Below are 25,049 nucleotides of genomic sequence, written 5' to 3'. Positions count from 1 at the left end.
GCCCCCTCTCCCCGTGGGAGAGGGTTGGGGTGAGGGCACGCCTTACCGCTGACACTGGGCACTACAGTGCGCCTACGGTAATAGCCTGACGATCGATCGGGAGCCTACCGGTTCCGCGAACGCCGAACGCCTGCACGAATAGCCCCCTCTCCCCGTGGGAGAGGGTTGGGGTGAGGGCACGCCTCACCGCGGACGCCCAGTGCAAAAGGCTGCGCCGTTTTCCACGCTACGGCTATCGATATTCCTGGCGTCGACTCAGTCCATTGTGTCCTTTGGTACCCGCCGCGGTCGCCTGAGCAACTCCCCCTGGCAATTCGGGCAGCGCTGCTGTAACGGTCCTGCGGCGCACGCTGCGCAAAAGGTGCACTCATAGGAGCAGATCAGCGCCTCTTCGCTCTCCATCGGCAGCGCCTTGGCACAGTGTTCACACGAGGTACGCATGTCCAGCATGACTGTCTCTCCCTGATCAGGCGCCAAAACGCGCCGCGTAGTCCTGGGGGCTGACCGCCAGGTGCTTGTGAAAGGTGCGCCGGAGATTTTCCGGATGGCCGAAGCCGCACAGGCGTGAGACCGTGGCGATGGAGGCCTGGCCGTCCTGCAGGAGCACCCGCGCCGTCTCCAGGCGGACTTGCTCTACATAGCGCCCCGGTCCCATGCCCACCTCGCGGCTGAACAGGCGCGACAGGGTGCGCGGCGCCATATGGGCGCGTTCGGCCAGGCGCTCAAGACCCAGGTCTTCCCCCAGGTGACCGGGAATCCAGTCGAGCAGGGCGGCCAGTCGCGGCGTCCGCCCCGGGTCAGGGGCCAGGCAGGCGCTGAATTGCGCCTGGCCACCGGGGCGGCGCAGGAACATCACCAGCCGGCGCGCCACCGCCAGGGCCAGAGGGCGCCCGAGATCGGCTTCCACCAGCGCCAGCGCCAGGTCGATGCCGGCGGTGACACCGGCCGAGGTGAAGACATGGGGATCGCCATCGCGTCCCTGGGGATCGTAGGTATGCAGGCGATCGCCCTGCACCGCGATGGCCGGAAAGGTTGCGAGTTCGTCGACATAGGCCCAGTGGGTGGTGGCGCGCCGGCCGTCCAGCAGCCCGGCACTGGCCAGCAGCAGGGCGCCGGAACACACCGAGCCGAGTCGTCGTACCCGGGGTTCCAGGTCGCGCAGCCAGGCCAGCAGCCCGGCGTCCTGGCGCAGCGTCTCGATGCCCAGGCCGCCGGGGACGAGCAGGGTGTCCACCTCGCCCACGTCGAGGTCGTACCAGCTCTGTTCGGCCTGGATGCCGATCCCGGCGGAGGTACGCACCAGCCCTTCGGCGGCGCCCAGCAGGCGCAACTGATAGTGGGCGGGCAGCCCCTGGCGCTCCCGTTCCAGATTGGCCGAGGCGAACACCTGCAGCGGACCGGTGACGTCCAGACTCATGACATCGGGATAGAGCAGGGCGGCGATCAGCGGCATAGGTGGCTCTCCGTAGCGATCTGGCGAGGATGCCCTGGCCGCCAGGCTGGCGACAAGGTCAAACACCCCACGGATCTGGCCATCCTGCGACAGGTTGGATTTGGCGGCACCCGCGCCCGGCCTTATCATCGCCGCCCATGAACTACACCGATCCCAAGCAACTGGCGCCGCTGCTGGAAGCCATCCTGCTCGCCGCCGGCCGACCTCTGACCCTGGAGCGCCTGGCCGAACTCTTCGAAGAGTACGAACGCCCCGAGCCCGCCCACCTGCGCGCCGGCCTCGCGGTGCTCGGCGGCTCCTGCCGCAAGCGCGGCTTCGAACTCAAGGAAGTGGCCTCCGGCTATCGTCTGCAGGTGCGCGAAAAGTACGCGCCCTGGGTCGGACGGCTCTGGGAAGAGCGCCCGCCGCGCTATTCCCGCGCCATGCTGGAGACCCTGGCGCTGATCGCCTATCGCCAGCCCATCACCCGCGGCGAGATCGAGGAGGTGCGCGGGGTGGCGGTCAACAGCCAGATCGTCAAGACGCTGCTGGAGCGGGACTGGATCCGCGTGGTCGGCTATCGCGACGTGCCCGGGCGCCCGGCTATGTTCGCCACCACCAAGACCTTTCTCGACTATTTCGACTTGCGCAGCCTCAACCAGCTGCCGCCCCTGGCCGAAGTCCGCCAACTGGAGCCCGAGCCGGCCTCGGTGCTGGAAGACCCCGAACTGAGCCTGGCGGCCCTGGGCGTCGGTGATGCGCAAGAAGTGGAGGAGGGCACCCTGGTGCTTCCCGAACGCACCAGCTTCCGCACCCTGCTCACCGAGCTGGACGCCATGGAAACCGGCCTCAAGACCGATTTCGATGATCTGCAGCAGGCGGTGGACGAGGAAGACCAGGGTTGAGTCGGGCCCGTTGGGCTTCGCGTTGCTCAACCCAACCTTCACGCTGAACCGCCCCTTTCCCGCCGAAAGCAGACCCCTCGCTCGAACAGCCCCCTCTCCCTCGGGGAGAGGGTTGGGGTGAGGGCACGCTTCACGATGAGGGCCCAGGCGGAAAAGGCTGCGCCGTTTTCCACGCTACGGTGCTTTCCTGGCCGCGGAAGGCCAACCGCTCGCTCGAACAGCCCCCTCTCCCTCGGGAGAGGGTTGGGGTGAGGGCGCGCTTCACGATGAAGGCCCAGGCGGAAAAGGCTGCGCCGTTTTCCACGCTACGGTGCTTTCCTGCCGCGGAAGACCAACCGCTCGCTCGAACAGCCCCCTCTCCCTGGGGGAGGGTTGGGGTGAGGGCAGGGCTCACCTTGGGTGCTTGCCCGGAACAGGCTCCGATGCGTATCGCGGCCATGCCGGTGCGCCGTAGCGACCGCTCCTACAGAAGATCCAGCTGCTGTAGGAGCGGCCCATGGCCGCGATAAAGACAGTGGCTCTTATCCTCGGAACTCCCCCGTAGGAGCGGCCGCATCCGTGGACCGACCTTGCCACAACCGAAAACGAAAAAAGCGCCCGAAGGCGCTTTTTCAGCTGAGTCCTACAGACCTCAGGCCGGCGCGTTGACCAGCGCTTTGCAGGTATCGAGCATACGGTTGGAGAAGCCCCACTCGTTGTCGTACCAGGCCATGATCTTCACCAGCTTGCCGCTCACCTTGGTATGGTTGGCGTCGAAGATCGACGACAGGCGGTTGTGGTTGAAGTCGATGGAGACCAGCGGCTTGTCGTTGTAGCCCAGTACCGGCGAGGCTTCGGCCGCGGCCTTCATGAAGGCGTTGATGGTCTTGGCGTCGGTTTCCTTGGCGGTCAGGATGGTCAGATCGACCAGTGACACGTTGATGGTCGGCACCCGCACGGCCATGCCGCTAAACTTGCCTTGCAGCTCCGGCAGTACCAGGCCCACGGCCTCGGCGGCACCGGTCTTGGTCGGGATCATCGACTGGGTGGCCGAACGCGCCCGGAAGGGGTCGGAGTGATAGACGTCCGACAGGTTCTGGTCGTTGGTGTAGGCATGGATGGTGGTCATCAGACCGTTCTCGATGCCCAGTTCGCGCTGCAGCACCTGGGCGACGGGCGCCAGGCAGTTGGTGGTGCAGGAGGCGTTGGAGATGATCTGGTGCGACTGGCGCAGGATGTTGTCGTTGACGCCATAGACGATGGTGGCGTCCACGTCCTTGCCCGGGGCCGAGATGATCACCTTGGAGGCGCCGGCTTCCAGGTGGGCGGCGGCCTTGTCGCGGTTGGTGAAGAGACCGGTGCACTCGAACACCACGTCGACCTTCATCTCTTTCCACGGCAGCTCGGCCGGATTGCGGATGGCCGTCACGGCGATGCGATCGCCATTGACCACCAGCTTGTCGCCCTCGACGGACACCTCGGCAGGGAAGCGGTCATGAACGCTGTCATACTGTAGGAGATGCGCATTGATGGCGGCGTCGCCCAGGTCGTTGATCGCGACGACCTCCAGGTCCTGGCGATAGCCTTCGGTATACAGCGCCCGCAGCACGTTGCGGCCGATGCGTCCAAAACCATTGATGGCAATACGAATACTCATTGAGAGAAACCTCGCGATAGCTGGGTTTTGTTGTAAAAAACATTACACATGACGCGTGCTAAGCGGAATAATAGCGCCAATTTGGCTGTGAATGTTTTAAATAACAACAAATTTAGCCCGGTGGAGAATCGAAACCATGCATCCTCGCGTCCTCGAAGTCACACAGCGGTTGGTGGAACGCAGTCGTCCGACCCGTGAGCGTTACCTCGCCATGATCCGGGCCGCCGCCAGCGACGGTCCGCAGCGCGGCAAACTGCAATGCGCCAATTTCGCCCATGGCGTCGCCGGGTGTGGATCCTCGACGGATAAGCAGCGCCTCCGTTTGATGGACCAGGCCAACGTCGCCATCGTTTCCAGCTACAACGACATGTTGTCGGCTCATCAGCCCTATGAGCACTATCCGGAGATCATCAAGCAGGCCCTGCGCGAGATCGGCTCCGTTGGTCAGTTCGCCGGTGGCGTGCCCGCCATGTGCGACGGCGTGACCCAGGGCGAGGCCGGCATGGAGCTGAGTCTGGCGAGTCGCGAAGTCATCGCCATGTCCACCGCCGTGGCCCTGTCGCACAACATGTTCGACGCCGCGCTGCTGCTCGGCATCTGCGACAAGATCATTCCCGGGCTGATGATCGGCGCGCTGCGCTTCGGCCATCTGCCGATGATCTTCGTCCCGGGCGGCCCCATGCCGTCGGGCATCTCCAACAAGGAGAAGGCGCGCGTGCGCCAGGCCTTCGCCGAGGGCAAGGCGACCCGCGAAGAGCTGCTGGAATCGGAGATGAAGTCCTACCACAGCCCCGGCACCTGCACCTTCTATGGCACCGCCAACACCAACCAGGTGGTGATGGAGGTCATGGGCCTGCACCTGCCGGGTTCCTCCTTCGTCAATCCCTACACCCCGCTGCGCGACGAACTAACCCGCGAGGCGGCGCGCCAGGTGACCCGCATCACCCACCAGGGTGGCAACTTCATGCCGCTGGGCGAGATCGTCGACGAGAAGTCCATCGTCAACTCGGTGGTGGCCCTGAGCGCCACCGGCGGCTCGACCAACCACACCCTGCACATCCCGGCCATCGCCCAGGCCGCCGGCATCCAGCTGACCTGGGACGACATGGCCGAGATCTCGGCGGTGACCCCGACCCTGGCCCAGGTCTACCCCAACGGCAAGGCCGACGTGAATCACTTCCACGCCGCCGGTGGCGTCAACTTCATGGTGCACACCCTGCTCGAGGCCGGGCTGCTGCACGAAGACGTCAACACCATCATGGGTCGCGGCCTGTCGCGCTACCTGCAGGAGCCCTTCCTGGTGGACGGCAAGCTGGAATGGCGCACCGGCCGGGCCGAGAGCCTGGACGAAGACATCCTGCGTCCGGCCAGTCGCCCGTTCAACGAGGAGGGCGGTCTGCGCGTCATGCAGGGCAACCTCGGTCGCGGCGTGATGAAGGTGTCGGCCGTGGCGCCCAAGCACCAGCTGGTGGAAGCCCCGGCGCGGGTCTTCCATGACCAGAGCGAACTGGCGGCGGCCTTCAAGGCCGGCGAGCTGGAGCGCGATTTCGTCGCGGTGGTACGCTTCCAGGGACCCAAGGCCCTGGGCATGCCCGAGTTGCACAAGCTCACCCCCTACCTGGGCGTGCTGCAGGATCGCGGTTTCAAGGTGGCGCTGGTCACCGACGGCCGCATGTCCGGCGCCTCGGGCAAGGTTCCGGCGGCGATTCACGTCTGCCCGGAAGCCATCGATGGCGGTCCGCTGGCCAAGGTCTGTGATGGCGATCTCATCCGCGTCGATGGGCGTACCGGAGAGCTGAAGATTCTGGTCCCGGCGGACGAATGGATGGCCCGCCAGGCGGTCGAAGCGCCCCAGGGCACCGGGGTAGGCTGTGGTCGTGAGTTGTTCGCCTTCATGCGCGGCGCCATGAGCACGGCCGAATCGGGTGCCAGTGCATTTACTTCCAGCCTGGAGGCGCTGAAATGAGTTTGGCTTTGGTTGGCGACATCGGGGGCACCAATGCCCGCTTCGCCCTGTGGCGCGACGGTCGCCTGGAGGCCATCGAGGTCTTCGCCTGTGCGGATTACGCCTGCCCGGAAGACGCCGTGCGCAAGTACCTGGCGCAGACCGGCGTGGCGCTGGACGACATCACCGCCGTGTGCCTCGCCTGTGCGGGCCCGGTGGGCGAGGGTGACTTCCGCTTCACCAACAATCACTGGGTGATCAAGCGCGAGCAGTTCTGCCGCGAGCTGGGCCTGACCCATCTGCTGCTGATCAACGACTTCACCTCCATGGCCTGGGCGATCGCCCGCCTGGATCCGGCGGACTCCGTCCAGGTGCGCGACGGCATTGCCCTGCCGACCCGCCCGCGCCTGGTGATCGGGCCGGGCACCGGCCTGGGTCTCGCCAGCCTGGTGCCGAGCGGCAAGGATCGCTGGATCGTGCTGCCCAGCGAGGGCGGTCATGTCGACCTGCCGATCAACACCCAGCGCGAATTCGATATCTGGAAGATCCTCAAGCGCCAGTTCGGCAACCACGTCTCCGCCGAGCGCGTGGTGTCCGGCAGCGGCCTGGTCAACCTCTATCACGCGAGTTGCGAACTGGACGGCCGGACCGCCGCCCTGCACAGCGCGGCGGACATCTGCGAGCTGGCGCTCAAGGGTGATCCCTATGCCGACGCCGTGCTGGAACAGTTCTTCATCTGGCTGGCGCGGGTCGCCGGCAACGCGGCCCTGACCCTGGGCGCCCTGGGGGGCGTCTACATCGCCGGCGGGATCCTGCCGCGCTTCGTCGAGCGCTTCCAGAGCGGGGCCTTCGCCCATGCCTTCGCCGACAAGGGCAAGACCAGCAGCGCCTACCTCAAGGACATCCCGGCCTGGCTGGTGACCGCCGAGTACCCGGGCCTGTTCGGTGCCGGCGTTGCCCTGGATCAGACCATCGCCGAGGCACGGCAGGCCTGATCCATCCCCGGGGTCGGGCGACTACTCAAGGTCGCCCGACCCCGGTATGCTGCCGGCACTACCGGTAGCTGGCCTCCGGCCAAGACAACAAGAGCGAACATCGCCATGTCCACCCTGGGCAAATCCCTCCTGGTCGTCGACGACGACGGGGAAATCCGTGAGCTTCTCGACGCCTATCTCACCCGTGCCGGCTATTTGGTGCGCGCCGTCGGCGACGGCCGCGAACTGCGCCGGGCGCTGGGCGACTTCGTCCCCGATCTGCTGATCCTCGACGTCATGCTTCCCGGCGAAGACGGCTTCGCCCTCTGCCGCTGGATGCGCGAGCAGTCGAGCTGCCGCCAGGTCCCCATCATCATGCTTACCGCCAGTTCCGACGAAGCCGATCGGGTGATCGGCCTGGAGCTGGGCGCCGACGACTACCTAGGCAAGCCCTTCAGTCCGCGTGAATTGCTGGCACGCATCAAGGCGCTGCTGCGCCGGGCCGGCTTCGGCGAGACGCGCCCGGCGGCCACCGGTCTGCTCACCTTCGACGACTGGCGCCTGGATCCGGTCAGCCACCGGCTGTTCCATCGCGACGGTGAGGAGGTGATCCTCTCCGGCGCCGATTTCACCCTGCTCAAGCTATTTCTCGACCATCCCCAGCAGATCCTCGATCGCGACACCATCGCCAATGCCACCCGCGGGCGCGAGGTGCTGCCGCTGGAGCGCATCGTCGACATGGCGGTGAGTCGCCTGCGCCAGCGCCTGAGAGACACCGGCAAGTCGCCGCGGCTGATCCGCACCGTACGGGGTTCCGGCTATCTGCTCGCCGCCGAGGTCAGCGGACTGGTCGCCGATGCGGTGTAGCGGTCTGCTCGCGCGGCTGGTGCCGCGTTCCCTGTTGGCGCGGATGCTGCTCCTGACCCTGCTGGCGGTGCTCCTGGCCCAGGGTGCCTCGGCACTGTTCTGGTCCGCCTCCCTGCGCAGCGACCGCAACCAGGGCCTGCAGACGGCGGCCCGCAGCCTGGGCTATTCCATCGCCGCCAGCGTGCGCTACTTCAGCCTGCTGCCGCCGGCCTATCGGCCGCTGGTGCTGGAGCAGTTGCGCAACATGGGCGGCACGCGCTTCTTCGTCTCGCTCAACGAAAAGCCGCTGACCATGCAGGCGCTGCCGGATACGCCCGGCCGCCGGGCGGTGCTCCAGGGGGTCGAGGCGGTACTGCGCGAACGCCTGGGCGCGGCCATGCCGATGTACGTCGAATTCATCGGCCCGCAGCAGCTGCGGCTATTCAACGGCGCCGTGGCGCTCGACGAACTGCCGCGCTCCTGGGCACACTACGCCCTGAGTCTGGAGCCGCTGGAGCCGCCGGTGCTGGTGACCCAGATCCGCATCGGCGAAGGGGAGTGGGTGTATCTCGCCACCCTGATGCCGGCGCCCTACTACAGCCTGGACGAGTCCTGGCTGCCGCTGCAGCAGCTGCTGTTCATGGTCTTCAGCAGCGCCTTCCTGCTGCTGTTCATCGGCCTTCTGATCCGCTGGCAGAGTCGCCCGCTCAAGCGGCTGTCGCGTGCCGCGCGAGAGCTGTCGCTGGAGGTGCATACGCCGCCGGTGCGCGAGGAGGGCGCCCAGGAGATCCGCGAGGTCACCCGCGCCTTCAACGCCATGCGTGAACGCATCGCCCGTTACCTGGACGAGCGCGCCCAGCTGTTCAGCGCCATCTCCCACGACCTGCGCACGCCCATTACCCGGCTGCGTCTGCGCGCCGAGCTGGTGGACGACGAGGTGATGCAGGCCAAGCTGGTGCGCGATCTCGACGAGCTGGACCTGCTGGTCAAGGGCGCCCTGCAGTGCGTCAAGGACACCGACATCCACGAGAATCTGGAGCCGGTCGACCTGCAGGCGCTGCTGCTGCAGTTGGTGGAGCCCTTCACCCAGGAGCAGCCACCGCGGGTGCGCCTCACCGGGGAAGCCCGGGGCACCCTGCTGGGCAAGCCGCTGGCGCTGAAACGCTGCATCGGCAACCTGCTGGACAATGCCCTCAAGTATGGCTATCGCGCCCACCTGCAGGTGGAAGACGACGGCCAGACCTTCGTCCTGCATGTCGACGACGAAGGCCCGGGAGTGCCGGAGCGGGAGCTGGAGCAGGTGTTCCAGCCCCATGTCCGTCTGGCCACCGACCGCCAGGGTTATGGCCTAGGCCTGGGCATCGCCCGCAACCTGGCCCATGCCCATGGTGGCGAGGTGGAGCTGCGCAACCGGCGCGAGGGCGGTCTGCGGGTTACCCTGACCCTGCCGCGCAGCTAGGTAGCCGTCTTTCGCTATGTCACCAGCCCGTGACAAATCTCCTTCCCTTCGTTACCCACGGCCGCAGTCGTCTGACTAGACTCGGCCCAGCTCCAATAAAAAAACAACAAGGAACGACCCCCTCATGAATGCGTTGAATCGTCTCGCTCTCGCCGTTTCCCTTTCCTGCGCCGCGCTCGCCGCCCCCCTGACCGCCCATGCCGGTGAGGTCGAGGTGCTGCACTGGTGGACCTCCGGTGGCGAGGCTCGCGCCGTCGATGTCCTCAAGCAACTGATGCAGAAGCAAGGCGATACCTGGAAGGACTTCGCCGTGGCCGGTGGCGCCGGCGAGGCCGCCATGACCGTGCTCAAGACCCGCGCCGTCTCCGGCAACCCGCCGTCCGCCGCCCAGCTCAAGGGCCCGGACATCCAGGAATGGGCCGGCATGGGCTTCCTGGCCAACATCAGCGACATCGCCAAGCAGGGCAACTGGGACACCATCCTGCCCAAGCGCGTGGCCCAGACCATGCAGCACGATGGCGAATACGTCGCGGTACCGGCCGGCATCCACCGCATCAACTGGCTGTGGATCAACCCCGCCGTCTTCAAGAAGGCCGGCGCCAAGGTCCCCACCACCCTGGACGAATTCTTCGAGGCCGCCGACAAGCTCAAGGCCGCCGGCGTCGTGCCCCTGGCCCATGGCGGTCAGAACTGGCAGGACGGCACCATCTTCGAATCCCTGGTCATGGCCATCATGGGCCCGGAAGGCTACGACAAGGTCTTCGTGCAAACCGATGCCGACACCATCCGCAGCGACAAGATGGTCGAGGTGTTCAAGACCTTCAAGCGCATCAAGGGCTATGTCGATCCCAATGCCGCCGGTCGCGACTGGAACCTGGCCACCGCCATGGTCATCGAGGGCAAGGCCGGCATGCAGATCATGGGTGACTGGGCCAAGGCCGAATTCACCGCTGCCGGCAAGAAGCCGGGCGTCGACTACGAGTGCGTGGTGATGCCGGGCACCCAGGGCGACTTCATCTACAACATCGACTCCCTGGCCATGTTCAAGATCAAGAACAAGGACAACCAGAAGGCCCAGGACGACCTGGTGCGCACCGTCATCGACAAGCCCTTCCAGGAGGTCTTCAACCTCAACAAGGGCTCCATCCCGGTACGCAACGACATCGACCTGGCCAAGTTCGACAGCTGCGCCCAGCAGTCCGCCAAGGACTTCCAGGCGGCCAACGCCGACGGTAAGGCCGAGCCGAGCATGGCGCACAGCATGGCCAACACCAGCTATGTGCAGGGTGCGATCTTCGACGTGGTGACCAACTTCTTTAACGACGCTAACGCCGATCCGAAGAAGGCCACCGAGCAACTGGTCGCCGCCATCCAGGCCGCCAAGTAAGGCCAATCGCGGCCATGGCGGTCCGCCGCTGCGGCCGCTCCTGCAGGCGCCCGAACTGCCTGTAGGAGCGGCCCATGGCCGCGATAAGCCCAGGTGCTGTGCCGCGATGCATTCTGAGACCGGCCAGCTCCATAAAAATAATACCACCCCTTGGGAGCGCCCCATGGCTCTTACCGAAACCCTTCCCGTCGCGACCGTCAGTCGACGTCCGGACCGGCTGCAGCGCCTGCTGCCCAAGCTGGTGCTGGCGCCCACGGCCATCGCCATGGTCGTCTGCCTCTATGGCTACATGCTGTGGACGGCGGTGATCTCCTTTACCAACTCGCGCTTCCTGCCCAGCTACACTTTCGCCGGCTTCGCCCAGTACGCCCGGCTCATGGAAAACGATCGCTGGCTGGTGGCCTGCAAGAACCTGGCGATCTTCGGCGGCCTGTTCATCCTGCTGAGCCTGGCCATCGGCGTCTTCTTCGCCATCCTGCTGGACCAGCGCATCCGCCGTGAAGGCTTCATCCGCACCATCTACCTTTATCCCATGGCGCTGTCGATGATCGTTACCGGCACCGCCTGGAAGTGGTTGCTCAACCCCGGCATGGGGCTCGACAAGCTCTTGCGCGACTGGGGCTGGGAAGGCTTTCGCTTCGACTGGCTGGTGGATCCCGACCGGGTCATCTACTGCCTGCTGATCGCCGCCCTCTGGCAGGCCTCGGGTTTCGTCATGGCCATGTTCCTCGCCGGCCTGCGCGGCGTGGATTCCTCCATCCTCAGAGCCGCCCAGGTCGACGGGGCAGGGCTGCCGACCATCTACCTGCGCATCGTCCTGCCCAGCCTGCGGCCGGTGTTCTTCAGCGCGGTGATGATCCTCGCCCACATCGCCATCAAGAGCTTCGACCTGGTGATGGCCATGACCGCGGGCGGCCCCGGTTACGCCTCGGACCTGCCGGCGGTGTTCATGTACCAGCACACCTTCACCCGCGGCCAGATGGGCCTGGGTTCGGCCAGTGCGGTGCTGATGCTCGGCGCGGTGCTGGCGGTGCTGGTGCCCTACCTCTACTCGGAATTGCGGAGCAAGCGAAATGGCTAAGGCTCTGAACGTCAATCGCGTGGCCATCCACGCCACCCTGATCACAGCCTGCGCGGTCTATCTGGTGCCGCTGCTGGTGATGCTGCTGACCAGCTTCAAGACCCCGGACGACGTCCGCACCGGCAACCTGCTGAGCCTGCCCCTGGATTGGACGATCATCGGCTGGCTCAAGGCCTGGGACGTGGTGCACAGCTACTTCTGGAACTCCTTCATGATCACCGTCCCGGCGGTGCTCATCTCCACCTTCATCGGCGCGCTCAACGGCTACGCCCTGTCGAAGTGGCAGTTCCGCGGGTCGAATCTGCTGTTCAGCCTGCTGCTGTTCGGCTGCTTCATTCCCTTCCAGGTGATCCTGCTGCCGATGTCCTTCACCCTCGGCCAGCTGGGCCTGGCCAACACCACCGCCGGCCTGGTGCTGGTGCACGTGATCTACGGCCTGGCCTTCACCACGCTGTTCTTCCGCAACTACTACGTGGGCATTCCCGACGCCCTGATCAAGGCGGCGCGGCTGGACGGCGCGGGTTTCTTCACCATCTTCTTCAAGATCCTGCTGCCGCTGTCCACGCCCATCGTGATGGTCAGCCTGATCTGGCAATTCACCCAGGTGTGGAACGACTTCCTGTTCGGCGTGGTGTTCGCCAGCGGCTCGTCGCAGCCCATCACCGTCGCCCTGAACAACCTGGTCAACACCAGCACCGGCGCCAAGGAATACAACGTCGACATGGCGGCCGCCATGATCGCCGCGTTGCCGACGCTGTTGGTCTACATCTTCGCGGGTAAGTATTTCGTCCGGGGCCTGACCTCGGGCGTGGTCAAAGGATAAGGAAGGCCACCATGGCAGCTCTCGAACTCAAAAGCGTACGCAAGACCTACGGCAACGCCGCCCAGGAAGCCCTCAAGGGCATCGACATCCGCATCGACGCCGGCCAGTTCCTCATCCTGGTGGGGCCCTCCGGCTGCGGCAAATCCACCCTGATGAACGCCATCGCCGGCCTCGAGGACATCAGCAGCGGCGCCATCTGCCTGGACGGCGAGGACGTCACCCAGGTCGAGCCCAAGGACCGGGACATCGCCATGGTGTTCCAGTCCTACGCCCTGTATCCGACCATGACCGTGCGCGAGAACATCGCCTTCGGCCTGAAGATCCGCAAGACGCCCAAGGAGCAGATCGACGCCGAGGTGGCGCGGGTCAGCAAGCTCCTGCAGATCGAGCATCTGCTCGAGCGCAAGCCGGCGCAGCTCTCCGGTGGCCAGCAGCAGCGGGTGGCCATGGGCCGCGCCCTGGCGCGCCGGCCCAAGCTTTATCTGTTCGACGAGCCGCTGTCCAACCTCGACGCCAAGTTGCGGGTGGAGATGCGCACCGAGATCAAGCTGATGCACCAGCGCCTGCAGACCACCACCGTCTACGTCACCCACGACCAAATCGAAGCCATGACCCTGGGCGATCGCGTCGCGGTGATGAAGGACGGCGAGGTGCAGCAATTCGGCACCCCCGAGGAGATCTACAACGACCCTGCCAATCTGTTCGTCGCCAGTTTCATCGGTTCGCCGCCGATGAACTTCGTGCCGGTGCGCCTGGAAGCGCGCGAGGGCAGGGTGGTCGCCCGCGTCACCGGTGATATCGGCGACAGCCAGGTGGACCTGCCCGATCTGGATCCAGCGCTCGCGGGGCGAGAGGCTATCCTTGGGGTGCGCCCGGAGCAGATCCAGTCGGCGCATCCGGCGGACAACGCCGTGCCAGGCATCCTGACGCGGATCCAGGTGGTCGAGCCGACCGGTCCCGATACCCTGCTGTATGCCGAGTGGAACGGCACCAAGGTCTGCTGCCGGGTGGCCCCGGGTGAAGCGCCGCGGGCCGGCGACCAGGTGCTGTGGCGGATCGATTCGCGACGGGCGGTGCTGTTCGATCCTGCGAGCGGTCGCCGACTTTCTTGAACGGAGCTCATGGCTGAAACGTTACAGCAATGGTAAGGTCCGCCCGCCGCCGCGCCTGACGTCGGGTCGCGGCCCTACCAGAGGCCAGGAGTGCAGCTCCGGCCGCCGTGACAGACAGGAGAACAACAATGGCACTACCCCGCGTTGTGGTCTTTGGCGAAGCCCTCACCGACATCGTCCAGGGTAATCCTGGCGAATGGCGGGGTTACCCGGGCGGTGCCCCCTGGAACGTGGCGCGTGGCCTGGCCCGGCTGGGCGTGGAAAGCGCCTTTGGCGGCGCCATCAGCCAGGACGGTCTGGGTGACGAGATCGCCTGGCAGTCGGAAACCGCCGGCCTCGATACCCGCTTCCTGCAGCGCGTCGCCGCCGATCCGCTGGTGGCCATCGTGCCGTCGAGTCGTCCGCCGCGCTATTTCTTCGCCGGCGAAGCCGATCTCCAGTTCGATCCGGCGCTGCTGCCCGAAGGCTGGCTGGAGGCCGCCGAGGTCTGCCATTTCAGCTGCATCAGCCTGGCCCGCTATCCGCTGGCCGACACCCTGCTGGACCTGGCCCGTCAGGCCAAGGCCGCCGGCAAGCGCCTGAGCTACGACCCCAACTGGCGCAACCTGATGGACGATCGCTATCGCCAGCAGACCTTTCCCGAGCTGGTGCGCCTGGCCGACGACATCAAGCTGTCCGACGAAGACATCCGCCAGATCTATCCGGGCCTGGACGAGCGTGCCGCGCTGGACGAATTGCGCGCCCTCAATCCCCACGCCCGCATCCTCTTCACCCGCGGCGAACACGGCCTGGTGCTCTATACGCCGGAAGGCGAGTGGCAGCAGGCCGCCATCGCCGTGGACGTGGCCGACACCGTGGGTGCCGGCGACGCCTGCATGGCGGGCTGGCTGGCCTCCGGCCTGCTGGGCCTGACCGATCTGCAGCAGCGCCTGAGATTCGCCGCGGCCAGTGCCTCGGTGTCCTGCCGCCATGCCGGCGCCTATGCGCCCACCCGCGCCGACGTCGAAGCCCTGCTGCAGGTGAGCCCCCTTTAGACCGCGTTCCCACAACAACAATAGCCGCCAAGGAAACCCGATGGACTTCCCCGATTTTCGTCGTCGCGACACCCTGCTGGAGCACGTCCGCCACACCCTGGCGTTCTACCATCCCCGCTGTGTCGATCCGCAAGGCGGCTTCTATCACTTCTTCAAGGACGACGGCACGGTCTACGACAGCCAGACCCGCCATCTGGTCTCCAGCACCCGCTTCGTCTTCGATTTCGCCATGGCCTACCGGCACTATGGCGATCCGGCCTTTCTGGACGCGACCCGCCATGGCCTGAGATACCTGCGCGAGCGGCATCGCCAGGCCAATGGCGGCTATGCCTGGCTGCTCGACGGCGACACCGTGGTGGATGGCACCAATCACTGCTATGGCCTGGCCTTCGTGGTGCTGGCCTATGCCCACGGCTTGCAGGCCGGCATCGAGGAAGCCCGCGGCTGGCTGAGCGAAGCCTGGGAATCCCTGGAGACCCATTTCTGGCGCGAAGCCGATGGCCTCTATGTCGACGAGATCAGCGCCGACTGGCAGACCGTGGCGCCGTATCGCGGCCAGAACGCCAACATGCACGCCTGCGAAGCCCTCCTGGCCGCCTTCGAAGCCAGTGGCGAGGTGCGCTACCTGGACCGCGCCGAGACCCTGGCGCGCAACATGACCCAGCGCCAGGCCGCACTGACCCTGGGGCAGGGCGGGGTGGCCGACGAGGTCCCCGGCGGCCTGGTCTGGGAGCACTACCACAGCGACTGGTCCATCGACTGGGACTACAACCGCGACGATCCGGCCAATCTGTTCCGGCCCTGGGGTTTCCAGCCGGGGCACCAGATCGAATGGGCCAAGCTGCTGCTCATCCTTGAACGCCATCGCCCCCAGCCCTGGCTGCTGCCGCGGGCCAGGGCGCTGTTCGACATCTCCTGGCGCCTGAGTTGGGATGGCGAGCACGGCGGCCTCTACTACGGCTTCGCCCCGGGTGGCTCGCCCTGCGATCCGGACAAGTATTTCTGGGTGCAGGCCGAGGCCCTGGCTGCTGCTGCGCTGCTCGCGGAGCGCAGTGGCGAGGCGCGCTACTGGGAACACTATGAGGCGCTCTGGCGCTACAGCTGGACGCATTTCATCGATCACGAGCACGGCGCGTGGTGGCGCCTGCTCGACCGTCGGAACCACAAGTACTCCGACGACAAGAGTCCGGCCGGCAAGGTCGACTACCACACCATGGGTGCCTGTTACGAAGTCCTCAACGTCCTGCCGTAAGTATTAGAGACGCGGGTTTCGGGCACCCGGGGTGTCATCACTTCAATAAAAAGGGATCTCAGTAATGAACAAGCAAAACCACAAGAATCGTCCGGGGCGCGCACTGCCCCTGGTGTCGCTGCTGGCCCTGGCGGTCGCCGCGGGTGCCCAGGCGGCGCCCCAGGCCAACCCGGGCGGCAACTTCAGTGGCGTCAACAACACCGAGGCCGCCTTCGAGCCGCTGGGCAACACCATGACCGGTGACTGGGGTGGCGTGCGCAAGGACCTGCGCGACAAGGGCTGGGACATCAAGCTCGAATACGTCGGCGAGGGCGCGACCAACCTGCGTGGCGGCTACGACGACGACCGCACCGGGCGCTGGAGCTCCCAGTACATGTTCGGGCTCTGGGGCGACATGAACAAGATCGCCGGCTGGGAGAACTCGGTGTTCAAGCTGGCCATCACCTCCCGTGACGGCCGTAACCTGACCGACGACCGCATCACCGATCCGCGCGTTGGCGGCTACTCCTCGGTGCAGGAAGTCTATGGCCGTGGCCAGACCTGGCGTCTGACCCAGCTGTGGCTGTCCAAGGGCTTCTTCGATGGCCGTCTGGACATCAAGGCCGGTCGCTTCGGCGAGGGCGAGGACTTCAACTCCTTCGAGTGCGACTTCCAGAACCTGGCGTTCTGCGGCTCCCAGGTCGGCAACTGGGAAGGCGTCTGGTACAACTGGCCGGTCAGCCAGTGGGCCCTGCGCGTCAAGTACAGCCTGACCCCCGAGCTGTTCGTCCAGGTCGGCGCCTACGAGCAGAATCCGTCGCTGCTGGAAACCGGCAACGGCTTCAAGCTCAACGGCAGCGGCACCAAGGGTGCGGTCCTGCCGGTGGAAATGGTCTGGTCGCCCAAGGTCAACGGCCTGCCGGGCGAATACCGCGTCGGCTACTACTACAGCACCGCCGATGCCAACGACGTCTACGAAGACGTCAACGGCAACTCCGCGGCCCTCACCGGGCTGGATTACAAGGAGCACTCCAGCAAGCACGGTTACTGGGTCGTGGCGCGTCAGCAGATCACCGCGCACAACGATGACCCGAGCCGCGGCCTGTCGGTCTTCGCCAACTTCACCGCCCATGCCAAGGACGTCAACAAGGTCAGCAACTACGTCCAGGCCGGCCTGGTGTACAAGGGTCCCTTCGACGGTCGTCCCAAGGATGACATCGGCTTCGGCGTCGCGCGCATCAGCACCAACAGCGATTTCCGCGACAACCAGCGCGCCCTCAACCAGGCCGCCGGTGCCACCGACTACGACGATCCGGCCTACACGCCCCTGCAGCACAACGAGTACGACGCCGAGCTTTACTACGGCGTGCACGTGACCAACTGGCTGACCGTGCGCCCCAACATCCAGTACATCAAGAGCCCGGGTGGCGTGCGTGAAGTCGACAATGCCGTGGTCGGCGGCCTGAAGGTTCAAGCGGTTTTCTAAATCGCCCCCATAGCCCGCCATCCTGCCGGATGGCGCTGGACAGGGCCCTGCAGTGGTTATACTGCAGGGCCTTTTTCATTTCCGAGGTTGCCGTGGGTAAGGTCGAAAGTCCCTGCATCAGCCAGTGCAAGATCAAGGACGAAGTCTGCCAGGGATGTGGCCGCAAACGCTCAGAGATCAAGGGCTGGAAGGAATTGAAGGACAAGGAGCGCAAGGAAGTCATCGACAAGTCCAGGAAACGCCTGAAGAAGCTCAAGAAGGGATAGGGTTGCCGGCGAATATCGTTATCGCGGCCATGGGCCGCTCCTACAGCACAGGCCAAATTACAGGAGCGGCCGCATCGGCGGACCGCCATGGCCGCGATAAAGACATCTAGCCCAGGTCGAGCCCGCGCTGTTGGAGCTGAACCCCTACTCGGACAGCCCCCTCTCCCTTGGGGAGAGGGTTGGGGGTGAGGGCGCCCCTCGCCATCAACCCCCCTTGCGGAAAAGGCTGTGCCGTCTCCACGCTACGTATCTATGCGTACGGAACCAGCCTGTAGGAGCGGCCCATGGCCGCGATCTCAGGCACGGCTAGTCCCCAATCACGGCTCAACCCGCCTCATCCAGCAACCCCATGAACGCCTGCGCCGCATTCGAATGGGTGCGCTCAGTGTGCAGGATGTACCCCAGCCGGCGTTCCAGCTGTATCCCCGGCAACGGCAGGCGACGCACCTGGTCGTCCAGCAGGGTGCGCGGCAGCACGCTCCAGGCCAGGCCGATGGACACCAGCATCTTGATGGTCTCCAGGTAGTTGGTGCTCATGGCGATATTGGGTGTCAGTCCCTGGGCATCGAACAGCCCATGCACGATCAGCCGGGTAAAGGTGTTGCCACCGGGAAACACCGCCGGATGCCGCGCCACGTCGGCCAGGGTGACTTCCGCCTGGTTCGCCAGCGGATGTTCGGGCGCCGCCACGAAATCCAGCGGATCGCTCCACACCGGCACCGCCTTGATCGGCGCCGCGGTCTGGGGTGCCAGGGTGATGATCGCCAGCTCCACCCGCCCATGCAGGATCTCGTCGTAGGCCGCTTCCGAATCGAGAAAGCGGATATCCAGGGCGACGTCGGGATAGTCCCGGGTGAAGCGCCTGAGGATCGGCGGCAGCCGGTGCAGGCCGATGTGGTGACTGGTCGCCAGCGTCAGCCGCCCGCCGATGGCACCATTGAGATTGGTCAGGGCACGCCGGGTGTCATCGATCACGCCTAGAATCTGGTAGGCGCGGTGGAGCAGGGCGCGTCCCGCCTCGGTCAGGCTGACCTCGCGCCCGATGCGATCGAACAGCCGCAGTCCCAGCTGCAGCTCCAGGGCGGCGATGCGTTTGCTCACCGCTGGCTGGGTCAGGTGTAGCCGCTCGCCCGCATCGGAAAAGCCGCCGGTTTCGGCCACCGCGACGAAGGCATTCAGATTGGCGAGATCCAAGACGTCGAATTCCTGTTAGTTATGCGCTTCATGAAAAAGATGAATTTGTTTCATGCGAGCCTAGCGCGGTATCTTTGACCCCACAAGCACCAAGGGCATGCAAAGGCCCGTGCCGTTCCACGCCTGATGAGGAATCGATCCATGGCTGGCAAGACGCTCTACGACAAACTCTGGGATATGCACCTGGTCAAGCAGCGCGACGACGGTTCCGCGCTGCTCTACATCGACCGCCACATCATCCACGAAGTGACCTCGCCCCAGGCTTTCGAAGGCCTGCGTCTGGCCGGCCGCAAGCCCTGGCGCCTGGACGCCAACCTGGCGACCCCCGATCACAACGTGCCGACCACCCCCGATCGCAAGGAAGGCCTCGACTCCATCAAGGACGAGATCTCGCGCATCCAGGTCCGCACCCTGGACGAGAACTGCGACGACTTCGGCGTCACCCAGTTCAAGATGAACGACGTCCGCCAGGGCATCGTCCACGTGATCGGCCCGGAGCAGGGCGCCGTGCTGCCCGGCATGACCGTGGTCTGCGGTGACTCCCACACCTCCACCAACGGCGCCTTCGGTGCCCTGGCCCATGGCATCGGCACCTCCGAGGTCGAGCACGTGCTCGCCACCCAGTGCCTGGTGGCCAAGAAGATGAAGAACATGCGGGTGTTGGTGGAGGGTGAATTGCCCTTCGGCGTCACCGCCAAGGACATCGTGCTCGCCGTCATCGGCAAGATCGGCACCGCCGGCGGTAACGGCCATGCCATCGAATTCGCCGGCAGCGCCATCCGCGCCCTGTCCATGGAAGGCCGCATGACCATCTGCAACATGTCCATCGAGGCCGGTGCCCGGGTCGGCATGGTCGCGGTGGATCAGACCACCATCGACTACGTCGAGGGCCGTCCGTTCGCGCCCACTGGCGCCGTCTGGGAAGCCGCCGTCGCCCAGTGGCGCGGCCTGGTGTCCGATGCCGATGCCCACTTCGACACCGTGGTCGAACTCGACGCCGCCCAGCTCAAGCCGCAGGTCAGCTGGGGCACCTCGCCGGAGATGGTCCTGGCCGTCGACCAGCAGGTACCGGACCCGGCTCGCGAAGCCGATCCGGTCAAGCGCGGTTCCATCGAGCGCGCCCTGAAGTACATGGGCCTCAAGGCCAACCAGCCGATCACCGACATCGTGCTGGACCGCGTCTTCATCGGCTCCTGCACCAACTCCCGCATCGAGGACCTCCGCGCCGCCGCCGCCGTGGCCAAGGGCCGCAAGGTCGCCGCCACCCTCAAGCAGGCGCTGGTGGTGCCGGGCTCCGGCCTGGTCAAGGCCCAGGCCGAGCGTGAAGGCCTGGACAAGGTGTTCATCGAAGCCGGTTTCGAATGGCGCGAGCCGGGTTGCTCCATGTGCCTGGCGATGAACGCCGACCGCCTGGAGAGTGGCGAGCACTGCGCCTCCACCTCCAACCGCAACTTCGAAGGCCGCCAGGGCGCCGGTGGCCGTACCCACCTGGTGAGCCCGGCGATGGCCGCCGCCGCCGCCATCGCCGGTCGTTTCGTCGACGTCCGCGACTTCGCCAACGCCTGAGGAGCCTGACCATGCAAGCCTTTACCCAGCACACCGGTTTGGTCGCACCCCTGGATCGCGCCAACGTCGACACCGACCAGATCATTCCCAAGCAATTCTTGAAGTCGATCAAGCGCACCGGCTTCGGCCCCAACCTGTTCGACGAGTGGCGCTACCTGGATGTCGGCCAGCCCGGCCAGGACCACAGCAAGCGTCCGCTGAATCCCGAGTTCGTGCTCAACCAGCCGCGCTACCAGGGCGCCAGCATCCTCCTCGCCCGCGAGAACTTCGGCTGCGGTTCCAGCCGCGAGCACGCGCCCTGGGCGCTGGATGGCTACGGCTTCCGCTCGGTGATCGCGCCGAGCTTCGCCGACATCTTCTTCAACAACAGCTTCAAGAACGGCCTCTTGCCGATCATCCTCAGCGATGCCGACGTCGATGAGCTGTTCCGCCAGGTCGAAGCCAGCGAGGGCTACCAGCTGGTGGTCGATCTCGAGAGCCAGACCGTGCGCCGTCCCGATGGCGTGGCGCTGTCCTTCGAGATCGATGCCTTCCGCAAGCACTGCCTGCTCAATGGCCTGGACGACATCGGCCTGACCCTGCAGGATGCCGACGCCATCGCGAGTTTCGAAGACCGCTATCGCCAGAGCAGTCCCTGGATGTTCCCCAGCGCCTGAACCCAGTCGCCGGCCCGCGAGGTCGGCGCTCTTTCCGGAGGCTCCATGAGCGGTGACCACGAGCAACACGTACAGCAGCAATTCGGCGCCACCGCCGAGGCCTATCTGACCAGTGCCGTCCATGCGCAGGGCGCCGAACTCCTCGAACTGCGCGACGCCGTGGCCCAGCGCGAAGGCGCCAAGGTGCTGGATCTCGGCTGCGGTGGCGGTCACGTCAGCTACAACGTGGCGCCCGTGGCCGGGCAGGTTGTCGCCCTGGACCTGGCCGAGGAAATGCTCTCGGTGGTCAAGCGCAGCGCGGCCGAGCAGGGCCTGGACAACATCAGCGTCCAGCCCGGCATGGCCGAGCACCTGCCGTTTGGCGACGCCAGCTTCGACTTCGTCTTCAGCCGCTATTCGGCGCACCACTGGCGCGACATCGGCGCGGCCCTGCGCGAAGTGCGCCGGGTGCTGCGCCATGGCGGCGAGATGGCCATCATCGACGTGATCTCGCCAGCCAACCCGCGGCTGGATACCTACCTGCAGACGGTGGAGATCCTGCGCGACATCAGCCATGTGCGTAACTATTCCTTCGCCGAGTGGCACCGCCTGCTGGACATGGCGCGCCTCGGCGTGACCCGTTGCCGTCGCCAGCGCCTGCGCCTGGACTTCGCCAGCTGGACCGCGCGCATGCGCACCCCCGAGCCACAGTGCCAGGCCATCCGCAGCCTGCAGAGCAAGATCGGCCAGGAAGTGCGCCAGTATTTCGAAATCGACCGCGACGGCTCCTTCACCGTCGACGTCATGGTTCTCTGGGCCCAGCCCATCTGATTTGGAACAGGAAAAGACAATGAGCAAGCAGATCCTCATCCTGCCGGGCGACGGCATCGGTCCGGAAATCATGGCCGAGGCGGTCAAGGTGCTGGAAGCGGTCAACCGCGACCATGACCTCGGCTTCGAACTGGTCCATGACGACCTGGGCGGCGCCGCCATCGACCGTTACGGCGTGCCCCTGGCCGATGAGACCCTGGCGCGTGCCCGCGCCGCCGACGCCGTGCTGCTGGGCGCCGTGGGCGGTCCCAAGTGGGACAAGCTCGAGCGCGACATCCGTCCCGAGCGCGGTCTGCTGAAGATTCGTTCCGCCCTGGGCCTGTTCGGCAACCTGCGTCCGGCCATCCTCTATCCGCAACTTGCCGAGGCCTCGACGCTCAAGCCGGAAGTGGTCTCCGGCCTGGACATCCTCATCGTCCGCGAGCTGACCGGTGGCATCTACTTCGGCTCGCCGCGCGAGACCCGCGTGCTGGAGAACGGCGAGCGCCAGGCCTTCGATACCCTGCCGTACAGCGAAGGCGAGATCCGCCGCATCGCCCGCGTCGGCTTCGACATGGCCCGCCTGCGGGGCCGCAAGCTGTGCTCGGTGGACAAGGCCAACGTCCTCGAATCCAGCCGCCTGTGGCGCGAAGTGGTGGAGGAGGTGGCCAAGGACTATCCGGACGTCGAACTCAGCCACATGTACGTCGACAACGCCGCCATGCAGCTGGTCCGCGCGCCCAAGCAGTTCGACGTCATCGTCACCGACAACATGTTCGGCGACATCCTCTCCGACGAGGCCTCGATGCTGACCGGTTCCATCGGCATGCTGCCCTCGGCGTCCCTGGATGCGCACAACAAGGGCATGTACGAACCCTGCCACGGCTCGGCGCCCGACATCGCCGGCCAGGGCGTCGCCAACCCGCTGGCCACCATCCTCTCGGTCGCCATGATGCTCAGATACACCTTTGGTGCCGCCGCGGCGGCCGAGGCCATCGAGGCGGCTGTGGGCCAGGTGCTGGACCAGGGCCTGCGGACCGGCGACATCTGGTCGGAAGGCAAGCAGCGGGTCGGTACCCGCGAGATGGGCGAAGCAGTAGTAGCGGCGCTCGTTAGGCGTTAATCTGATCGGCCGCCAGGGGAGGCGGCCGTCCTCAAGACAACAAAGGTGCAGTAGCGATGAAACGTGTAGGTCTGATCGGTTGGCGTGGCATGGTGGGCTCCGTGCTCATGCAGCGCATGCTCGAAGAGCGGGATTTCGACTTGATCGAGCCCGTGTTCTTCACCACCTCCAACGTCGGCGGCGAAGGCCCGGCCATTGGCAAGGGCGTGGCGCCGCTCAAGGATGCCTACAGCATCGACGAGCTCAAGACCCTCGACGTCATCCTCACCTGCCAGGGCGGCGATTACACCAGCGAGGTGTTCCCCAAGCTGCGCCAGGCTGGCTGGAAAGGCTACTGGATCGACGCGGCCTCCAGCCTGCGCATGCAGGATGACGCCGTCATCGTGCTGGACCCGGTCAACCGTCGCGTCATCGACCAGGCCCTGGCCGATGGCCGCAAGGACTTCATCGGCGGCAACTGCACCGTCAGCCTGATGCTGATGGCCCTGGGCGGCCTGTTCGAAGCCGGTCTGGTGGACTGGATGAGCGCCATGACCTACCAGGCTGCCTCCGGCGCCGGTGCGCAGAACATGCGCGAGCTGATCCGCCAGATGGGCGCCACCCACGCCGCCGTCGCCGACAGCCTGGCCGATCCGGCCAGCGCCATCCTCGACATCGATCGCCAGGTCGCCGAAACCCTGCGCAGCGAAGCCTTCCCCACCGAGCAGTTCGGTGTTCCCCTGGCCGGCAGCCTGATTCCCTGGATCGACAAGGAACTGCCCAACGGCCAGAGCCGCGAAGAGTGGAAGGCCCAGGCCGAGACCAACAAGATCCTCGGTCGCTTCAAGAATCCGATTCCCGTGGATGGCATCTGCGTGCGCATTGGCGCCATGCGCTGCCACAGCCAGGCCCTGACCATCAAGCTCAACAAGGACGTGCCGCTGTCCGACATCCATGGTCTGATCAGCCAGCACAACCCCTGGGTCAAGCTGGTGCCGAACAACCGCGACGTCAGCATGCGCGACCTGACTCCGGCTGCCGTCACCGGCACCCTGAGCGTGCCGGTCGGCCGCCTGCGCAAGCTGAACATGGGCTCCCAGTACCTGGGCGCCTTCACCGTGGGCGACCAGCTGCTGTGGGGCGCCGCGGAGCCGCTGCGGCGCATGCTGCGGATCCTGCTGGAACAGTAGGTCGACGGCTAAACGTTTGCCTAGGGAGGAGGGCCGCCAGTAAAGTGCGGCCCTCTTTCGTTGCGGACGCCCCATCATGACTGCCAGAGATATCGCCCTCGTCGGCGCCACCAGCGCCTACGGCGAAGCCATTCGTGAACTCCTCGACGAGCGCGACGTGCCCCTCGGGCGGCTGCACCTGCTCGCCAGCGGTGAGTCGGCGGGGCAGAATCTGCCCTTCCGAGGCAGCAACCTGCGCGTCACCGGGCTCGAAGGCTTCGATTTCGCCCAGGTCGGCATCGCCATCCTCGCCGTGCCCGCCGCCGTGGTGGAAAGCCTGAAGCCGCGACTGGCCGCCGCTGGTTGCGCCGTGCTCGATCTCAGCGGCGCCTCCGCCGCGCTGTCCGTAATTCCGCGCATCAATGGCGAACGCCTGGACAGCCTCGCGGCGAACGCCTGGCTCGGCGTCCCCCTGGCGGCTGCCCAGGCCGCTGCCAGCGTGGCCGCCCTGCTGGCCCGCCTGAATGCGCTCACCGATGCGTCCCTGACCGCCTGCCTGGCGGCCTCCGGCGCCGGCCGTGGCGGGGTCGAGGAACTGGCGCGGCAGGCCACCGAATTGCTCAATGGTCGCCCGGTGGAAGCCCGGCTGTTCGAAGGCCAGCTGGCCTTCAATCTGCTCGGTCGCACCGGTGCACCGGCCGCGGATGGCTATACTGCCCAGGAACATCGCCTGCTGGACGAATGTCAGCAGGTGCTGGGAGCGACCTTGCCGGTGCTGGATGTCACGGTCCTGCAGGCTCCGGTCTTCTTTGGCGACAGCCTGGCGCTGAGTCTGAGGGGCCAGGAGCAATGGCAGCTGGAGCAGGTGCTCGAGGCCCTGGGTGACGAGCCGGGTCTGGCGCTCGACGAAGACGTCGATTGTCCGTCGGCGGTCGGCGATGCGCTGGGGCGGGAGT

Annotated in this window: 23 protein-coding genes; 19 read left to right on the top strand and 4 right to left on the bottom strand. The window is 66.0% G+C overall.

Annotation, left to right across the window (positions count from 1 at the left end):
* Positions 1-255: 255 nt before the first annotated feature.
* Together DBY63_RS00115 and DBY63_RS00110 are read right to left on the bottom strand one after the other, a co-directional pair.
* Complete coding sequence (locus tag DBY63_RS00115) at positions 256-441, bottom strand: DUF1272 domain-containing protein (RefSeq protein WP_256594337.1); 186 nt, start codon at positions 439-441, stop codon at positions 256-258.
* A gap of 25 nt (positions 442-466) precedes the next feature.
* Positions 467-1,453 (bottom strand): DJ-1/PfpI family protein, encoded by a 987-nt coding sequence (locus tag DBY63_RS00110; RefSeq protein WP_007158683.1) that lies wholly within the window; start codon positions 1,451-1,453, stop codon positions 467-469.
* Between the two features lie 137 nt (positions 1,454-1,590).
* On the opposite strand from DBY63_RS00110, the gene scpB reads away from it, so the two are divergent.
* Entirely contained in the window at positions 1,591-2,337 is a 747-nt protein-coding gene (gene scpB / locus DBY63_RS00105) for an SMC-Scp complex subunit ScpB (protein WP_108580972.1), read from the top strand.
* Positions 2,338-2,968: 631 nt separating this feature from the next.
* Here scpB and gap read toward each other — a convergent pair.
* The gene (gene gap, locus DBY63_RS00100; protein ID WP_007158681.1) at positions 2,969-3,973 is read right to left on the bottom strand and encodes a type I glyceraldehyde-3-phosphate dehydrogenase; all 1,005 of its coding nucleotides are present in this window, start codon (positions 3,971-3,973) and stop codon (positions 2,969-2,971) included.
* 136 nt (positions 3,974-4,109) lie between these two features.
* Here gap and edd point away from each other — a divergent pair, with 136 nt between their 5' ends.
* From edd to DBY63_RS00040, 12 genes are all read left to right on the top strand, one after another.
* On the top strand, positions 4,110-5,939 hold the full coding sequence (gene edd, locus DBY63_RS00095; protein ID WP_007158680.1) for a phosphogluconate dehydratase: 1,830 nt from the start codon (positions 4,110-4,112) through the stop codon (positions 5,937-5,939).
* Positions 5,936-6,913 (top strand): glucokinase, encoded by a 978-nt coding sequence (locus tag DBY63_RS00090; protein ID WP_007158679.1) that lies wholly within the window; start codon positions 5,936-5,938, stop codon positions 6,911-6,913. Before edd ends, DBY63_RS00090 begins: the two co-directional genes overlap by 4 nt.
* Before the next feature lie 105 nt (positions 6,914-7,018).
* Positions 7,019-7,759: a response regulator transcription factor gene (locus DBY63_RS00085; RefSeq protein ID WP_007158678.1), complete on the top strand. Its 741-nt coding sequence runs from the start codon at positions 7,019-7,021 to the stop codon at positions 7,757-7,759.
* Entirely contained in the window at positions 7,749-9,197 is a 1,449-nt protein-coding gene (locus tag DBY63_RS00080) for an ATP-binding protein (protein WP_108580971.1), read from the top strand. The genes DBY63_RS00085 and DBY63_RS00080 overlap by 11 nt, the downstream gene beginning before the upstream one ends.
* A 124-nt stretch (positions 9,198-9,321) precedes the next feature.
* On the top strand, positions 9,322-10,584 hold the full coding sequence (locus tag DBY63_RS00075) for an ABC transporter substrate-binding protein (RefSeq protein WP_027599668.1): 1,263 nt from the start codon (positions 9,322-9,324) through the stop codon (positions 10,582-10,584).
* Positions 10,585-10,747: 163 nt separating this feature from the next.
* The gene (locus tag DBY63_RS00070) at positions 10,748-11,665 is read left to right on the top strand and encodes a sugar ABC transporter permease (protein ID WP_027599667.1); all 918 of its coding nucleotides are present in this window, start codon (positions 10,748-10,750) and stop codon (positions 11,663-11,665) included.
* Complete coding sequence (locus tag DBY63_RS00065; RefSeq protein ID WP_108580970.1) at positions 11,658-12,488, top strand: carbohydrate ABC transporter permease; 831 nt, start codon at positions 11,658-11,660, stop codon at positions 12,486-12,488. Before DBY63_RS00070 ends, DBY63_RS00065 begins: the two co-directional genes overlap by 8 nt.
* Positions 12,489-12,499: 11 nt before the next feature.
* Positions 12,500-13,600 (top strand): sn-glycerol-3-phosphate ABC transporter ATP-binding protein UgpC, encoded by a 1,101-nt coding sequence (gene ugpC, locus DBY63_RS00060; protein WP_042133683.1) that lies wholly within the window; start codon positions 12,500-12,502, stop codon positions 13,598-13,600.
* 128 nt (positions 13,601-13,728) lie between these two features.
* Positions 13,729-14,634: a carbohydrate kinase gene (locus DBY63_RS00055; protein ID WP_007158672.1), complete on the top strand. Its 906-nt coding sequence runs from the start codon at positions 13,729-13,731 to the stop codon at positions 14,632-14,634.
* A gap of 40 nt (positions 14,635-14,674) precedes the next feature.
* The gene (locus tag DBY63_RS00050; RefSeq protein ID WP_108580969.1) at positions 14,675-15,886 is read left to right on the top strand and encodes an AGE family epimerase/isomerase; all 1,212 of its coding nucleotides are present in this window, start codon (positions 14,675-14,677) and stop codon (positions 15,884-15,886) included.
* Positions 15,887-15,950: 64 nt separating this feature from the next.
* A complete protein-coding gene (locus DBY63_RS00045) occupies positions 15,951-17,351 on the top strand; it encodes a carbohydrate porin (protein ID WP_007158670.1) in 1,401 nt (466 codons plus the stop codon).
* Positions 17,352-17,443: 92 nt separating this feature from the next.
* Positions 17,444-17,617 (top strand): DUF1289 domain-containing protein, encoded by a 174-nt coding sequence (locus DBY63_RS00040; protein WP_007158669.1) that lies wholly within the window; start codon positions 17,444-17,446, stop codon positions 17,615-17,617.
* A 324-nt stretch (positions 17,618-17,941) separates the two neighbouring features.
* On the opposite strand, the gene DBY63_RS00035 is transcribed toward DBY63_RS00040, so the two are convergent.
* Positions 17,942-18,811 carry a LysR family transcriptional regulator gene (locus tag DBY63_RS00035; RefSeq protein WP_108580968.1) on the bottom strand — a complete coding sequence of 290 codons (870 nt, stop codon included), beginning with the start codon at positions 18,809-18,811 and terminating at the stop codon, positions 17,942-17,944.
* Between the two features lie 141 nt (positions 18,812-18,952).
* Between DBY63_RS00035 and leuC the strand changes: the two genes are divergently transcribed.
* The 6 genes from leuC to DBY63_RS00005 form a co-directional block, all read left to right on the top strand.
* A complete protein-coding gene (leuC, locus tag DBY63_RS00030) occupies positions 18,953-20,377 on the top strand; it encodes a 3-isopropylmalate dehydratase large subunit (RefSeq protein WP_027602049.1) in 1,425 nt (474 codons plus the stop codon).
* A gap of 11 nt (positions 20,378-20,388) precedes the next feature.
* Complete coding sequence (leuD, locus tag DBY63_RS00025) at positions 20,389-21,033, top strand: 3-isopropylmalate dehydratase small subunit (protein WP_027599661.1); 645 nt, start codon at positions 20,389-20,391, stop codon at positions 21,031-21,033.
* Positions 21,034-21,078: 45 nt separating this feature from the next.
* Positions 21,079-21,843, top strand: a complete 765-nt coding sequence (locus tag DBY63_RS00020) for a methyltransferase domain-containing protein (RefSeq protein WP_027599660.1) — start codon at positions 21,079-21,081, stop codon at positions 21,841-21,843.
* A gap of 19 nt (positions 21,844-21,862) precedes the next feature.
* A complete protein-coding gene (leuB, locus tag DBY63_RS00015; protein WP_027599659.1) occupies positions 21,863-22,945 on the top strand; it encodes a 3-isopropylmalate dehydrogenase in 1,083 nt (360 codons plus the stop codon).
* A 56-nt stretch (positions 22,946-23,001) separates the two neighbouring features.
* On the top strand, positions 23,002-24,114 hold the full coding sequence (asd, locus tag DBY63_RS00010; protein ID WP_007158663.1) for an aspartate-semialdehyde dehydrogenase: 1,113 nt from the start codon (positions 23,002-23,004) through the stop codon (positions 24,112-24,114).
* Positions 24,115-24,190: 76 nt separating this feature from the next.
* Positions 24,191-25,049: aspartate-semialdehyde dehydrogenase (locus DBY63_RS00005; RefSeq protein WP_112298111.1), on the top strand; the 859-nt coding region annotated here is incomplete at its 3' end.

This window comes from Pseudomonas sp. RIT411 (genome assembly GCF_003057735.2).
GTDB lineage: Bacteria > Pseudomonadota > Gammaproteobacteria > Pseudomonadales > Pseudomonadaceae > Chryseomonas > Chryseomonas oryzihabitans.
Note: the sequence above shows the minus strand (reverse complement) of the source record. Positions and strands in the feature narration are given on the sequence as shown.